This window comes from Mesorhizobium sp. M7A.F.Ce.TU.012.03.2.1 (assembly GCF_004006095.1).
Taxonomy (GTDB): domain Bacteria; phylum Pseudomonadota; class Alphaproteobacteria; order Rhizobiales; family Rhizobiaceae; genus Mesorhizobium.
In genome coordinates, this window is sequence record NZ_CP034779.1 from 628,715 (window position 1) to 642,544 (window position 13,830).

Here is a 13,830-nt window from a genome sequence, read left to right on the forward strand (position 1 = left end):
TGCACCCGGCCATGGTGATCGTGCTCGCGATGAGACTGAAACCGAAACATGACCGCAACTGCATTTGGGCTGGTCTCCTTTGGGCAGGCATCCGCTCGTGCGGCCTTATCTATCGTTCTTGGTGGATATTCGAAGGCTTTGGTGCTCATGAACGAATTTTATGACGATATGCAGGCAAGGCTTGGAGATCCTTGGCGAATCGCGCGCCCCATTAACCACCTTCATGGATAGAGTGGACCCCAAAGGGCAAGCTGGGGGTTGAGGTTGCATGGAAAATCACCAGCACAGATTCTACTGTCATATTGAACGCGACGGATCGTGGGGAGTTTGGGATTGCGTCGCCAATAAGCCGGCAAGGTTGGGCGGTGGCGACCTTCTCGGGTGCACTGCCCAAAGGGCGGAAGCTGCTGAGCACGTCCTGACGAGAATTTACGATGGCGGACTTGATGCCGTCGCTATCCGCATCGCGGGGATTGTCAGATCTGCGGGTTCTGCGTGATCGATCTCCCGGAGTCACGTTGTCGGTTCCATCTCCATCTAAAGCTCCTTGAAGCCGCGTGTTAGCGTCACTTGGCTAAGCCAAAGCGCGGCCAGTCGCGGCGAGCTACCGGTCAAACTGACTGAGGGTGGAACCCCCGGCTCTCCAAAGCTCGGTTCTGTACTGCTTGTGCAGGCCGGAGCCTCAAGAACTCGACAAAGTGCGGAGCAGGCTGTTTCGCGCCATATCCGTCAGTGGATTACTTCAGAGACGATCCGCCGCCAACTTCGTCATTTACTGAAGCTGCCATATGTTCGCCTGGCAGCCTGCTGATGCGTGGGAGCGTCGGCTGAACATCTCGATGTGGGGTTACGCCGAGGGGACTTGCTAGTCCTCGAATGCTCAGGACCCTGAAGCGCAGGGTATCCCAAGATGACGGCCTAGGAGCTGGTTCGAGAGGTCCTTTTAGGATCCCAACCGGCGACATCATTTCCATGAAAGCAACCATTACATTGGTGCGCGCACAGCGGCATTTGGATGACCTATAATAGGCCGCAAGCGGCGGATGTGCGATAGCTAAATGCAAACGAGCAGGGAGGCGATTGAGTTGCCTCGCCAAGCTTTCCCAGCAACCATGAATCGGAATTGGACGGCAGCAGTAATTTTCTCTTAAGCCCGGGCCGATAGAAACCGGTATGGACGAGATTTCTGAAAACCTTTTCCACCTTTACGCCAACACGCCGGTGTTGATGGCGGCATATGATGGCTTCGACCGCCTCCGTTACGCAAATCAAGCATTCCGTTCAGCGTTTTTCCTCGACGACGATGAGACGCCGCTTTGGTCAAATCTGATGCGCCGCAACTTCAAGGCGGGTAGAGGGACCTTTGTCCGCGACCCCGACTTCGAAACATGGCTGATTTCCACGCAATCGCGGCGCGGCAAGACCGGGTTCAGAGAGTTCGAGACGGACCTTGTTGACGGCCGTTGGCTATGGATGACGGAAACGGTCCAAAACGACGGTTGGATGCTTTGCATTGCGACCGATATCACCAAATTGCAATCCGATGGACGGTCGGTCCGGCAAGACCGCGACAGAGCCATAAAAGCTTCTTATACGGACGAACTGACGGGCGTTGCCAATCGCCGCTTTGTGAACGCGCGTATGGAAGAAGTGCTCCAGCGACCGGGCGTTCTGAGCTGCGTCTGTCTGCTAGACCTCGACAACTTCAAATACATCAACGACAGGTTCGGGCATCACTCGGGTGACATCATTCTGCGCGACTTCGCGGTGCGGATTCAACGCCAAGTGCGACGGTCTGATTGTTTTGGTCGTGTCGGCGGAGAGGAATTCGTGTTGGTCTTACCAGCCACCTCGACGTCAGAGGCAGAATTGATTGTGGAAAGGATGCTCGCCGCCATTCGCAAATCGAGGCCGCTTAAGGAAAGAGCGGATTTCGGTTACACCTTTTCTGCGGGTATTGCGGCAGCGTTATCGGGCGACGCCATCCCCGATTTGCTGTCGCGCGCCGACACTGCGTTGTATTCCGCCAAGTTCGCGGGGCGTAATCGCATCCATCTGGCTGCTTAAAGTATGGACCCATAAGTCCATTCGTCTAGAGAGCTATGAGCGCTATTCCCGGCCATCAATGACAAAGAACGGGTTCAAAGCGTCGTTAACCATCATATCTTGGCCCTGTCGGCAGGGCTGCCGATGGGCGCTCGGCGGGCTCACACGCTGGAGCCCCCACAGCCTAAAAAGGAAAGCCGGGTAAGCTCAAAGCCCACTCAGCTTCTTCTGAAGGGTGATGCTCAAGCTCAGCAGCCCTTCACCAGTCTCGTCCCTGACGTAGATAGCTAATTGCTGGCCATCGAGATCCTTGAGGGATTCTCGGGCCAGATCTCTGAGTCCTTCTATGCCCTCACGACATGCTCCCTCGATGCCGTCACATTCAATTCCCACCTCGTCTTTCACGAGCTCGTCACAGTCAGCGCTGTCAAAGAAATATCTCGCCATGGAACACCTCTGTTGCAACAACGCTTCAGCGGCCTGTTTGGTGCAGATAGGTAGGGTCAAAATCTCCGGCGCGAATGAGCCCTGCCCAGTCGGTTGCATGAAAACGGGAACCAACGGTGGAGATCAGACCGTCGCGTCTAAGGTCCTGGAGCACTCGGTTTACATGCACGGTGGAAAGGCCAAGCGCATCACCAAGCGCAGCCTGCGTTATCGGAAGACGGGCCACATGATCTTCAATGCGGCCGACCGCCCGGAGGCGGACAATGAGTTCGCACAAAATGTGAGCCATACGAGTATAGGCGTCGCGTCTTCCAACGTTGGTGACCCACTCTCGATAGATCGCCGCATCAATTACTGTCGAGCGCCAAAAAACCCTCATGATGGAGGGGTGCTGGTCGCAAATAGCGCGAAGGGCGTCATGCCGCATGAAGCCTACGCGAGAGCGCATTAAAGGTGTAAAACTGCAGTCCATGACCGACAGGTGCAGTCCATGGAGGTCAGGAATATCGCCGGGAACGAAAAACGAGGTGATCTGGCGTTTGCCATCACCTGTCATTTTAGTCGAGCCTATCAGGCCGTCTAGAACAACAAAGGAAAGCGTCGGCTGGTCGCCGTCGCGCAGAATGTCCGCATTGGCCTGATATTCCTTCTCCTGAATTTCGACGTTTTCCAAAATCGCAGTGTCTGATTGTCCGAGGCCAGAGATCGTCTGGAGCTTACGGATCAAAATGTTCGAGGAAGGATTCTGTGCCATCGAGGACCTTATTGGGGTTGGAACCCAACTTACAGCGGGCGCTAATGTTCCGCTGCGCTGCCGAGCAGATGACGGCCGTGGCCAGAAAGCGCGGCCATTCTTGCGACCGAAGCCTTTTTTGCGACAATCGAGATGTCACTATCATAGTTGATTGTGGCTGCTGGTGACCTTGCGTAAGGGACAGCTATCGTAACTGTCCAACAGGGAAACGGTATGTTGTATCCGGGTAGGTTTTTGGAGCCGAGCGATATTGAGATGCTGGCCCGAGTTTGTCACATGGTCTGCAAAGAGCACGGCGTATCTCTTAGTTCGCAGAACGGAGAGCGCATAGCTGCGCACGTGCTCAGGCTTTTTATGAATGGTTTGACTGGGCAGAGTGAACTGCTCGACGCTGAAAGGAACTGGGCCAAGCAGCGTTCGGTCCAGCAGATCGATGTCAACTACGCAAACATGAGAGAGGCCGCGTGATACAGCACGGTTGTGGCAGCCGAACACCCGCCGCTACCCGAGATATACGGCGGGGTTGTTCTCCTTCAAGGATGTAGCCGGTTGCTGCAAGGATGAGACGAAGCCCGCCGCGCTCTTAACTGTGGCGGGTTCTCGTTGTCCGCGCTACCCAGCGGTAGGATAGCCGTGCTACATGGGGGATGACATTCCCGCAATGGCCGTTTAGTCGGGCGTGATTCCCGATATTCCGGACGGCTTCAACGAGATCGTGCTGGCGCGCGCTCTACGCGCCAGCCTTGCACACCAGAGGGCGCGAATGCGTGTGTTGCTTGACGAACTTGCCCGCCTGCGCATGGAGGTCAGGGACGCCTCTGCCTTCCGCTATCACGTGCGCGCAGACTTCCTCAGCAGCTTTGCTTCGCGGAGCAGCGAGGACCAATTGAGCCCAAGCAAAAATATCAGTTCTCGGGCTTGATCCTCGGTGATCCCGGCCTCTTTGACCAGCCTTTCAATCCATGCAGTAGCCGTGTCGTTTTTGGTCTCACCCATAAGCGAACCTTCGATTTGGCCCGCCTAACAACCACGTAAGTTGAAGGGCGTTCCACCCCTACGATTGACTGTCTGAAAGCGTAAGAAGATGAGCCGACAGTTGGAAGTGGCCTCATTGGGGTCCCAGCGCGTGACCGCGCTAAGCGGCTTTTCTAGAAAAGGCCTTGAACGGTTGTGCGAGCGTGAAGGCGTCCGGCCGGACCTAAGTCCCGCCGCCCAAACGCATTGGTCTGAGCTTGGCTTCCGGTAAGGAACTGTCTCGAGAGATCGATGTTGGGTGCGCAGCCGCAGCTACGTCCCTTCCTGCGTCGATTAGGTTCGCTCGTCGTTTCGCTCGGGGGGCGAACCCTAGGCTCAAAAGGGATGAGCGGTAGCGTGGGATGGACCTATGATTTTCTAATCTTCGACCATGGTCACCGGGCTTACCCTGACCGCAGTTTACCGGATGGATCAAAACTCCCCAAAAAGGACTTTCAATGCCCATACCTGACGAGTTGGGGGATGCGGAGCTTGTTTTCGACTGTCCCAAATGCTCACATCCTATTGTAAGGCGAGGGTCATGGTTCAAGGTAATATCCATGTTTCGCTGCGAGACGTGCGATGCTAAGATTCGTCTCGGCTACCCAGACAAGCTAGTGTTGTTCGAACGGCATCGCCATTTGGTAAAAATCCCACCAGCGGATGCATCGGCTCTTTGAATGAGTTCATAGATCGGTGGGACTATTCGGGAATTCCGGCGTCGAAGTGGGCGATGGCTTCCACGAAAATGCGGTAGAGGCTCTCCACATCCTCATCTAGCTCTATCCTCTTGATGCCGACCGCTTTGGCGTCGGCCAAGAGCTTGTGGGTGAGTTCTCCGATTGAGACCGCATCGGGAGGCGCTGTCTCTGGGATGTCGTTAGCAATCCATTTGTGCAGAAAGTTGATGCCGCGTGTGCTCATCTAAAGATCCACCAGCCGCCAAGAGCACAGAACGCGAGCACAACGACTGCGGCCGAGATCAAAATTCCCTTCCGGTTCTCCCACTTTGGTGCAGGGCCGGGTCCCAGCTTCTCGGCATGATCGTTCATATCGAGACAAGCAACGCCGGGAGATTAGGTTCCGCTAATTTGACGCGTTCGGCGAACGGCAGGTGCCGGAGAGGTAAGCTGGACCGCAGCTAGTCGGCTTTGTGCCTATCGCTTAACCTTTGTTATTGCGGTGGTTCTGCCCTGCGGTATTTACGCTGCGCCGCTGCGTCCTATGATCGGTCACCGAGAGCTTCCGAAATTGAGCACGTGAAGGAATCGACCTATTTTGGGTGATGCCGATGCTCGTCATTGTCCATCTTTCGAGTGTCGCGAACGCCGCAGATCAACAGGATGGATTTGGCCGTGAAAGGAAGCCGACCGAGTATTTCGTTGTTCGATTTTGACATACTCTCCCGGGCTCTAACGTCAGCCGTCCGGGATAGCCCGGACTCCGATTGGAAGGTCCAGGCGCGCGAGCTTGTGCGCCTATACACCGGCAAAAAGTCAGCCGACGAAAATTTGATCGCAGCATTGCTTCATGCCAGTCGCGCCCAGTTGGACTTGGAGGAATCCAAGGCCGGTCGGCCCGGCAAGATTGACTGAATACCTGCACCTGCTCGACGTGCTCTCACCGGGTTCTAGGTGGCGGTTTGATGCGAGGATTGAAATTCAGTGCGGCGGAATTTGACCTCGGGCATCTGAGTCACGAGACAACGTCTTTCTCAGCTGAAAATACGCTCAGCACCAGCGGGTGCACATGGAACAGTTCCAGCAAATCGAAGTTCGGCTCCGAACGGAGACGGACGTGGCGGTGACACAAAATTCCAACGACAATCGAATGCCAGAAAAGAAGCCGTATGGCCGCGCGGGAGAGATGTCGCGCGAGCAGGCGGAAGAAGCAGTCAGATCGCGACGCAGGTACAAGATGGCGAGACGGGCACGGGAGTCGAAGCGAGGCTCGGCCATGCCTCGCATCGTTGCTGTCAGAAGCCAAGAATAGGCCGTTGCCGCTTCCGCTGGTCTGGCTAACTAGAACGCCGCATCAGCCAACTACAGTTCAGCGGCGACAGAGCTACGAGCACGAACCACTCGCTGACGTGCAAACAGTCGAGGGCGCTTGGCTTAAGAAGGATAGCTCGTGAAGAGGACCGTCTTATATTCCATAGCTCAGCGCAAGCCATAGCGCGGGGACAAAGATCAGGCAGATCGCCATCCCAACTACCAATGCGATGGCCTTGCGCTCGGTCCGCCTGACGAGGTCAGCAATGGCTTCATCATCGTCTGCCAAATAGATGCCGTCGAGAGCCGAAAGGAATGCAGGAGCGGCATTATCGTTATCATTTGCAGGGCGGTTTGCGCCGTCACCGGCATCGGATCTCTGGATCAAGGTCAACGCTTCTTGCTCCCACTATTCATGACCGAAACTGGACCTACGGTCGGCGGCCCGGCGGTAACGCATCCGGTCCATACAGGTTGCACCGTAAGACCTCAGTCGGAGCGCTCCGCAGACCTTAGCCCCCCGGCGGAACGCAACGCGGCGGGCAACGTTGATGATCCGTAACCGATTGAAATAGGAGAGGAAATCATGGCCGATGGCCCAACTGTTGTTAATTCGGGAGGTGGCGGCGGCACTGCGGTCGCCGTTGTTCTCGGACTGATCGCAATCGTTGTCTTGCTGATTTTCACCGGCGTCATCAACATTCAAGGTGGAAGCGGCAAGGACATCAACGTCAAGGTTGAGGCGCCAAAAGTGGAAGCGCCAGCCGCACCCTCCAAGCCCTCAGCTCCTGCCCCTGCTGGCTAACGCCACTTGGCACCGCTGAGTTAGCTCCAAATCCTGAGAAGGACTTTCCAAATGAAAAAATTTGTCGTCAGCGCAACAGGCGCTCTCATGCTCATGGCCGGTATCGCCACTTCGTTTGCCGGTGACGTGCTGATCCTCAAGCCTGAGCAGCAGACGGTCGTTCGCGAATATATCCACAAGCAAAAGCTCGCATCGGTCAGCCTCCTAGGCGTGGAACTCAACGTCGGCACCGCGCTTCCTGATACCGTTGAGCTTCACACAATCGACGTCCCCGACGTGAGATACAAGTACACCGTCGTCGGCGATCATGCAGTGCTCGTAGATCCCGATACGCGCAAGGTCGTGCAAATCATCGAGTGATCCTATCCACCACGTGGAGGCCGCCCGCCGCTTGTTGAGGAGCGGCGGGCGTACTTTGTGAGGCAGCCGCCGGTGCCAGTTGGGTAGACAGCTCGAGGGGCGCCTTTGGTCCCGGCTCAGACTGAAGTCCTATACGGGAACGTTTGGCCTCGCTCCCTGTTCGGTCGGCGCACAGAGGATAATCGCTGTCGCTAGACACTTGAGGAGATAAACTATGAGGATGCACCTTTCCAGCGCCGCTGCGGGGCTCTTGCTGTTAGCCAGCGTCGGTTCGGTTGCGGCACAAGATGTTGTTATCACGCCGGAACAGGACACCGTCGTGCGCGAGTACGTGAAAAAGCAACCGATGGCTTCTGTTAAGCTTCCGGGTGTGGAGTTGACTGTCGGCACGGCCTTGCCAGACACGGTCGAACTCCACGAGGTTCCCAATGTTAAGTACCGGTATGTGGTGATCGACAACCGCACCGTTTTGGTGGACCCGAGCACCCGCAAAATCGTGAAAGTCTACGACTGAAAATCGAACTGATCAGCAACCCGCCGCTCGCCATGGCGGCGGGTTACGCATGTCAGCTCGCCACTCACTCGGACAACGAAAGATGATGAATCTTGAAGCCGAGACGTCGCAAGCCCTCTTTGCGCGCCTTGCTGATCTCCAAGCGAAAATGCGGGAAGGGCGTAAAGCGAAGGTCGACATGAAGACCTCCCAAAAGGTCGCATCGGACGAAGATCGCAGCCAGATTGATGGTGACAACCTGAAGGCGAGTGTAAACCGAACAACACCGTTGTCATGACGGCACCAAAGTCATCGAGTACTTTTCAAAGAGATAGATCGCGGACGATGGTGGCAAAATGTCTAGCTCGCGCAGCCGCGACCGATCAGTCGCTGACGGAGGTTCCATGGTTGGTAGCGGTGAAAGCAGGGGCACGAAGCTGAAACGGCTCGCGTCCTTGGTGCCCAAACATGAATTCGAATTCCTGATGAAGCTCGGCAAAATGACTCGAGAGGAAACATTGGCGTTGATCGAAAAGTACGACGGCGACCGGACAGAAATTTATGCCGATCTGGCGCGCAGGGCCGCTCGCTGAGGGTCTTCGCTGCCCTCAAGAGGGGGCGAGATTGCAGTCTCTCTGGCCTAGTCGCTACTCGAAATTCGCTTGCGGAACGCGTTCGACCGTCAATGTCAAATTGTTGTCCATCTGATGGAGCGAAGCCGTAAACCGCTCCGAGTTGGCTTCCCTGATGCCGACGTACTCTGTGTACTTGAACTGGTACGCTCCATCGCCGCGCATTTCCCAATGGCCAGACATGCCGTCCTCGAGCTCATAGGTCTCGGTGATCTGTCGCGCGAAATCGCCGATCGACATCCCATCGCCGATATCGAAATAGCACTGATAGAACCGCAGGCGAGCTGCAACACCGTCGCGCATTAAGATCTGCCCACAAGCTCGTTGGCCCTTGACGATAAACAGCATCTGGCCCTGCGGTCCGTTTGGGTTCAGGTCTTTGGCAAGAGCGGAAAACGCTTGCAGGGTGCCAGCCCACTTTGAGGTCAAAGCAAATGATTGATCCAACGATTGCGTAAGCTGGGCTTGTGTCATTCCCAACTGGACGCCGCGGAAAGTCGATCCATTCAAAGTGGCGTCCGTGACGGATTCTTCAGCCACGTTTGGGGCAGATTGTTCGGCGTCGTCAGGGCTGATTTCTTCGGCAAGCTCAGGAACGGGGTCTTCTCGATCGGCTCGCTCAACTCTGGCGGGACACAGCGCCTTGAACGCCTCAATCGCCACATCATAGTTGGCTCTGTAATCAAGCACTTCGTGCGGAACGACGTCTGGTTGAACTATGTAGGAATAATCGCCATTGGCAGCGCGGCCCTTGAATTGGAAGCCGTTGCCCCATGGGCTGGTGAATTTTCCTGTAAAACAATTTCCTACGATGCTCGATTGAACTTTAGCGGTGGCCAGCCTTTTGCCAACACATGTCTCACCGTTATCCCCGTTGGAATCGATACAGAAGCCCTTCGAGTTCGCGGCTGTGGGATCGAGGGTAATCTCGGCATGGTCGGTGTCGATGCCGGACCGGCCTGTGATCGTGACAGTCATCCCGGCGCGTGATCCGTACGACAGGAGATCTCCAGTCTGCGCTGCGTTGGCAACGCTGAGGCTCGGATCTATCGCCAACTCAGCGATCAGGAAGACCGCCGCGCAGGCAAGCCAGATCCAAAGGTATCTGAACGGTGCGCGTATGACGGCCGATCGACGCCAGAGATAGCCGACTGGGGTCAGCAGCATGAACGGAACGAGTGCCTTGCCCGTCGGGTTTTGCCCGGCGTTCTTGATCGCCTTGGCGTCCTTGTAAGCCAGCCAAAAAACGCCGATCGCTGCCCACAGCGATACGCCGGTGCTGATGGGCGGGATGTTGGGGTGGCCACCGGCGAGCAGGACGACCGTATCGGCGGCGAGGATGATCAGGGGCGAGAACGCGATCCATTTCGCCCATCTATCGACAACAGCGGTCGCGGGAACAGCCGTTTGAACAACACTCAACGGAGGCGGAGTTACCCTGACTTCTTTTGGGAAGATGTCCGTTTCGGAGGCCGCTTTCCACTGACTGCCGAGAGCATCCGTCCAAACCTGTGTATTTGCCGGAAGCGCTTTACTCGAGAGCATGGCAGCCAGATCGGTTTCTGCGATCGGGCCGCGGGGCTGTCCGTCTTCTTCGTAAAACCAAGCAGTCATTTTGGGGTCGCTCCCGAAGGCGTAGTCTTGGCCTTTCGAGCGCTTCTCCACGCGAAGTAGGCCATGGCAGCGAGGATCAGGTCGGCGAAGGCCCAAATCTTCATGTCGGTGAATGAGCTGGCCGCGATGAGAGCAAACAAGCTGCCGACGACGAAAATGATGGCCGAGACCAGCGGCAGGCCGAAGGCGAAGGCACCGCCGACGAAAAACAGCAAGCCGACCAACAGGCCGACTGATCCAGCGCCCGCCAGATCATGATTGGCTACGATGTTTCCACCTGTCGCGACCGCGCAGGACTGCAGCATCGAAATCATGCCAAGCAGAATTCCGATAATTCCAACTGCGATTTTCATTTCACTCCCCCAAGCAAGCACATGAATCGTGCGATCCCCCGAAATCGGAAATAGGGGACTATTGGTCCGTCGATTGTCAAGCCGTTTGTATTGCCTTCTTGCCTACGATGAACGTGCGCAAGATCATTGGTTGGAATCTCCGCAAGCTGCGTGTCGAACGCGGGCTGTCGCAAGAGCGGCTGGCGCTGGCGGCTGAGATCGATCGTTCGTATGTCGGTCGCGTCGAACGCGGTTCTGAAAACGTAACGACCGATACGCTCGAAGCTTTGGCGAAGGCACTTGCCGTTCCGGCCGCGGCTCTTCTGACCGAACCTCCGAAAGGGGCTCATGAGCCGCCGCCGCTTTCGTCGGGAAGAAAGCCAAAGGCAGGTTAGACGAGCGGGGAACTGCGCCCCTGTGCCCTGTGCAGGGGAAAACATCAGTATTCCTCCGGCAGCATGACGGTCATCACCCGGATAGTGACTGCGGGGTCCGAGGCGTCAGGCGACAGGTTCGCCAGAGCGCGGTCATAGTAGTCTATCTTGAAGAATAGCTGGCGATCGCCGACGTGCAGCAGCGCGCAATCGTGCTGGCCCCATGGATCGTTGTTCTCGTCAAATGCGTCGAATTTGGCGATGGCCAGCAGGATAGCGCCGATCTCTTGGGCAGGCAGGGCGGCGACACCGGCGGTCATCACCATGCGCCCGCCAGCGCCGGTCTGGCGCAGTTGGTCATTGAGGGTCCGAATACGCGCGGTTCGATCAGCCGCCGACAGCCGACCGACGCGCTCTGTTGAGCATGTCATTGGGTGGTTCCTTCGAATAGATGTCTGGTTGAGGGGTGACGGGCCAGGACGAACCTTGGCCCGTTTGCAAGGCCGATTACTTCTTCGCCAGCTGGCGGGGGTGAATGAGGCCGAGCTGGTAGTAGCTGCGATCGACCTGCGGGGCTTCCGGGTAGTCTCTGAACTTCAATGTGAAGATACCCTTGGCTTTCGCCTTCATGATGCGGGCCTCGAAATATCCCTCGTCGGGTCCTTCCGATGCCAGCACGACATCGCCAACAGCTAAGCGGGCCCAGGGGTCGGGCGAACCGCCGTCGCCGCCACCGTCGCCCGAACCACCCCCTTGGCCCTCGTCGGCATGGCTCGTCAGTGCCTCAGGCGAGCCCGCTGAAGCGTTTTCGGGGCTGTCGGGGTCACTCGCATCGGCCGAGTGGGGCCGAGGCTCGTCAGCAACCCCCGCCAGGGCGGCGATGCGAGTGTAAAGCTCCGATTTGACGAACGGCACGAAAGCCTTGCCACTGTCGAACAGCTTGCCCGCTGGCAGCCGCAGGACGATGTCGGGCGCATCGCCGGGTTCAACTCGATGCGAATGCATCCCCATCAGCCTCGCTGCGCTTTCTGCCGCTTCGACTTCGGGTAGCAGGAACACCGACGCGTGAGCCTTGCGGGACTCATCCCGGCCAAAAACGATCAACGAGCGGGTGGTTTCGGAGGCGACATTCATTCGCCGGCCCCCTGATATGCGAAGGGGGCCAGAAGGCCCCCGTCGAAGTTATTTTCGTGCCGCCGCCAAGGCGCTTTCGGTCGCTGGTCAAACGTCATTTTCATCTCCTGTTACGATCTGGCCCAGTTTGCAAAAATCGATGCAACTTGCCGTTGTCATCATAGCAGGAATATTTTCCTATGTCAATGAATCCCCTTTAATGCCGATCGGGATTGGGCCGAATTCACGGATCGAAGAGGCTCTCAAATCACCTCCCGCTCGGCAGCTTCGAGACCTCCCGAGTTTGGCACCCTCACATCCACAGAAGCTCCACGCGCTGCCTCGAACCTCCTTCGACTTCTTATCCGGACATGCTTCTTGGATTCGGTAACCCGTAACTTGGTCTGCAGCGACATAGCCTTGATCAGCACAAAAAAGAGGTAGTCAGCTCCAACGTCAGTGCCGCTTTGCATTCCCCGAGCAAGGATCAATGGCGGGATCCACTTCACGTAGGGGCTGCACCTGACCATCTTCGAGCTGTTCGCGAGGACGCCGAATGAATTTGCCAGGTTTTCTGACCATTGGTTGCCGAGGTGGACGTGACATCCATTGATCCGGAATTCGTCTATTGTCACATCGAACACCTCGATAAAGCCGTCCGGCACATCGATCTGGGGCGGAGACGACTTAACCTCTTGTACAAGTAGGTCAATCAGATCGTTGCACTCGGTGATTTTGCGCAGCGCTGGCGTGACGCGTCGAGCGTTTGGCATGTGAATTCTCCTTGCTTGTGGAAGTCGCTTTAACAGCGATGCGGAACCCGTGATCGACAAGGAATTGGCTTGTGCTGACGACCTCAAGCCCGGCCCCCCGTTCCCTAAATGTGGCGTTGTCATCTAGCTCGAGCATTGGCGTTAGGGACCGGACGAACGTGGCAGCCGTCACCTTGCCACCAGTCCGACCGCTGCTCACTAAGATGCCCCTAATAGACAGGATCGATGGGCTCCCTGAGCTTCTTAGGTATCGTGAGATCGATGGCCACCCCTTCCGCCCCGTCAAACTCGACGCACGACTGAAATCGGACACCCTTCTTGCCGAGATCCTTCACGTTGATTTTCAATTCAAGTGCTGCGACTAGAAAACGACAAAACTCGTGCAGTTCGATGTGAGGTTCCTCCGGCAGCAGCAACTCGTTGAAGACTTCCTCCAACAGCGATTGCAATCCGGCGTGGCAGGAAGCAGGCTTGCCTTGCCTGATGAACCCGTCCGCTACATGCTGCAGCAGCTCAAAACGACCCGATCCGAGTACGTAGCCATAAGCCCGCGCGCCTCTTATCAGCGCCTGAAAATAGGTCACGGCTTGTTCAGTCACTTGAATCTGTGGCTCTCGATGCAGCATGCAGCTTTCGAGCCAGCCGAGAAACTGGTCTACGTTGTAAATCCGGCGAAGTGGTTCGACATTTTGCATAGTTTGCTCTCCATTTGGGATGATTGGCAACACGAGGCTTCCATCGCAAAAGCGAAGCCAAGCTCGATGCCGTGCTGTGCTTTGCGGAATGAGAATTGGCCCTGGGCCGTTGTCAAAGATCGGCATCAAGAACTTTGCACTGCCAATCGGCTTCGGATATTAACGCGCCGGAAGCCGATCGTGCGTGAGCAGATCTCCCGTGCGAATAGGCTTCCGGAGTCGGTGAGCACTTACTGTCAGCATCGGGAATAACAGGCCGGGACCGCCACCATCTTGGCCATCCGGTGCGCTCAGCGCCGGCTACCTGCTTCTCTGTTGATGATGCCGCCTTGGTGCTTTACCGCGTTGGAATTGGCCATCGGAATGCGAAACGCTCAATCTGGCGGC

The 13,830-nt window shown here is 56.6% G+C and carries 18 protein-coding genes; 7 read left to right on the plus strand and 11 right to left on the minus strand.

Going from position 1 to position 13,830, the window contains the following annotated elements; translation table 11 throughout:
- Positions 1–1,173: 1,173 nt before the first annotated feature.
- Positions 1,174–2,067, plus strand: a complete 894-nt coding sequence (locus EJ079_RS02990; RefSeq protein WP_127808024.1) for a GGDEF domain-containing protein — start codon at positions 1,174–1,176, stop codon at positions 2,065–2,067.
- A 186-nt stretch (positions 2,068–2,253) separates the two neighbouring features.
- Here the strand turns inward: EJ079_RS02990 and EJ079_RS02995 are convergent, their stop codons facing one another.
- The 5 genes from EJ079_RS02995 to EJ079_RS03025 all read right to left on the minus strand — a co-directional run bounded on the left by EJ079_RS02995 (position 2,254) and on the right by EJ079_RS03025 (position 6,646).
- Positions 2,254–2,493 carry a hypothetical protein gene (locus EJ079_RS02995; protein ID WP_127808025.1) on the minus strand — a complete coding sequence of 80 codons (240 nt, stop codon included), beginning with the start codon at positions 2,491–2,493 and terminating at the stop codon, positions 2,254–2,256.
- A gap of 25 nt (positions 2,494–2,518) precedes the next feature.
- Positions 2,519–3,247 carry a Crp/Fnr family transcriptional regulator gene (locus EJ079_RS03000; protein ID WP_127808026.1) on the minus strand — a complete coding sequence of 243 codons (729 nt, stop codon included), beginning with the start codon at positions 3,245–3,247 and terminating at the stop codon, positions 2,519–2,521.
- Between the two features lie 831 nt (positions 3,248–4,078).
- Positions 4,079–4,243 (minus strand): hypothetical protein, encoded by a 165-nt coding sequence (locus tag EJ079_RS33170; protein WP_164873719.1) that lies wholly within the window; start codon positions 4,241–4,243, stop codon positions 4,079–4,081.
- A 720-nt stretch (positions 4,244–4,963) separates the two neighbouring features.
- The gene (locus EJ079_RS03015) at positions 4,964–5,185 is read right to left on the minus strand and encodes a DUF768 domain-containing protein (RefSeq protein WP_127808029.1); all 222 of its coding nucleotides are present in this window, start codon (positions 5,183–5,185) and stop codon (positions 4,964–4,966) included.
- Positions 5,186–6,406: 1,221 nt separating this feature from the next.
- Positions 6,407–6,646 carry a hypothetical protein gene (locus EJ079_RS03025; protein ID WP_127808030.1) on the minus strand — a complete coding sequence of 80 codons (240 nt, stop codon included), beginning with the start codon at positions 6,644–6,646 and terminating at the stop codon, positions 6,407–6,409.
- A gap of 192 nt (positions 6,647–6,838) precedes the next feature.
- On the opposite strand from EJ079_RS03025, the gene EJ079_RS03030 reads away from it, so the two are divergent.
- From EJ079_RS03030 to EJ079_RS03050, 5 genes are all read left to right on the plus strand, one after another.
- Positions 6,839–7,057, plus strand: a complete 219-nt coding sequence (locus EJ079_RS03030; protein ID WP_127808031.1) for a hypothetical protein — start codon at positions 6,839–6,841, stop codon at positions 7,055–7,057.
- A gap of 51 nt (positions 7,058–7,108) precedes the next feature.
- Positions 7,109–7,417 (plus strand): DUF1236 domain-containing protein, encoded by a 309-nt coding sequence (locus EJ079_RS03035; RefSeq protein WP_127808032.1) that lies wholly within the window; start codon positions 7,109–7,111, stop codon positions 7,415–7,417.
- A 214-nt stretch (positions 7,418–7,631) separates the two neighbouring features.
- A complete protein-coding gene (locus tag EJ079_RS03040) occupies positions 7,632–7,931 on the plus strand; it encodes a DUF1236 domain-containing protein (RefSeq protein ID WP_127808033.1) in 300 nt (99 codons plus the stop codon).
- 82 nt (positions 7,932–8,013) lie between these two features.
- A complete protein-coding gene (locus EJ079_RS03045; protein ID WP_164873720.1) occupies positions 8,014–8,208 on the plus strand; it encodes a hypothetical protein in 195 nt (64 codons plus the stop codon).
- 106 nt (positions 8,209–8,314) lie between these two features.
- Positions 8,315–8,503 (plus strand): hypothetical protein, encoded by a 189-nt coding sequence (locus tag EJ079_RS03050; protein ID WP_127808034.1) that lies wholly within the window; start codon positions 8,315–8,317, stop codon positions 8,501–8,503.
- Positions 8,504–8,557: 54 nt separating this feature from the next.
- Here EJ079_RS03050 and EJ079_RS03055 read toward each other — a convergent pair whose 3' ends face one another.
- Both EJ079_RS03055 and EJ079_RS03060 read right to left on the minus strand, forming a co-directional pair.
- On the minus strand, positions 8,558–10,156 hold the full coding sequence (locus tag EJ079_RS03055; RefSeq protein ID WP_127808035.1) for a DUF4339 domain-containing protein: 1,599 nt from the start codon (positions 10,154–10,156) through the stop codon (positions 8,558–8,560).
- On the minus strand, positions 10,153–10,470 hold the full coding sequence (locus EJ079_RS03060; RefSeq protein ID WP_245481808.1) for a hypothetical protein: 318 nt from the start codon (positions 10,468–10,470) through the stop codon (positions 10,153–10,155). Before EJ079_RS03060 ends, EJ079_RS03055 begins: the two co-directional genes overlap by 4 nt.
- A gap of 146 nt (positions 10,471–10,616) precedes the next feature.
- Here EJ079_RS03060 and EJ079_RS03065 point away from each other — a divergent pair, with 146 nt between their 5' ends.
- Complete coding sequence (locus EJ079_RS03065) at positions 10,617–10,883, plus strand: helix-turn-helix transcriptional regulator (RefSeq protein WP_127808036.1); 267 nt, start codon at positions 10,617–10,619, stop codon at positions 10,881–10,883.
- Between the two features lie 44 nt (positions 10,884–10,927).
- Here EJ079_RS03065 and EJ079_RS03070 read toward each other — a convergent pair whose 3' ends face one another.
- From EJ079_RS03070 to EJ079_RS03085, 4 genes are all read right to left on the minus strand, one after another.
- The gene (locus tag EJ079_RS03070) at positions 10,928–11,293 is read right to left on the minus strand and encodes a DUF3768 domain-containing protein (RefSeq protein ID WP_127808037.1); all 366 of its coding nucleotides are present in this window, start codon (positions 11,291–11,293) and stop codon (positions 10,928–10,930) included.
- Positions 11,294–11,369: 76 nt separating this feature from the next.
- Complete coding sequence (locus EJ079_RS03075) at positions 11,370–11,996, minus strand: hypothetical protein (protein ID WP_127808038.1); 627 nt, start codon at positions 11,994–11,996, stop codon at positions 11,370–11,372.
- A 242-nt stretch (positions 11,997–12,238) separates the two neighbouring features.
- Entirely contained in the window at positions 12,239–12,748 is a 510-nt protein-coding gene (locus EJ079_RS03080) for a hypothetical protein (RefSeq protein ID WP_127808039.1), read from the minus strand.
- 209 nt (positions 12,749–12,957) lie between these two features.
- A complete protein-coding gene (locus tag EJ079_RS03085) occupies positions 12,958–13,443 on the minus strand; it encodes a hypothetical protein (protein WP_127808040.1) in 486 nt (161 codons plus the stop codon).
- Positions 13,444–13,830 lie beyond the last annotated feature (387 nt).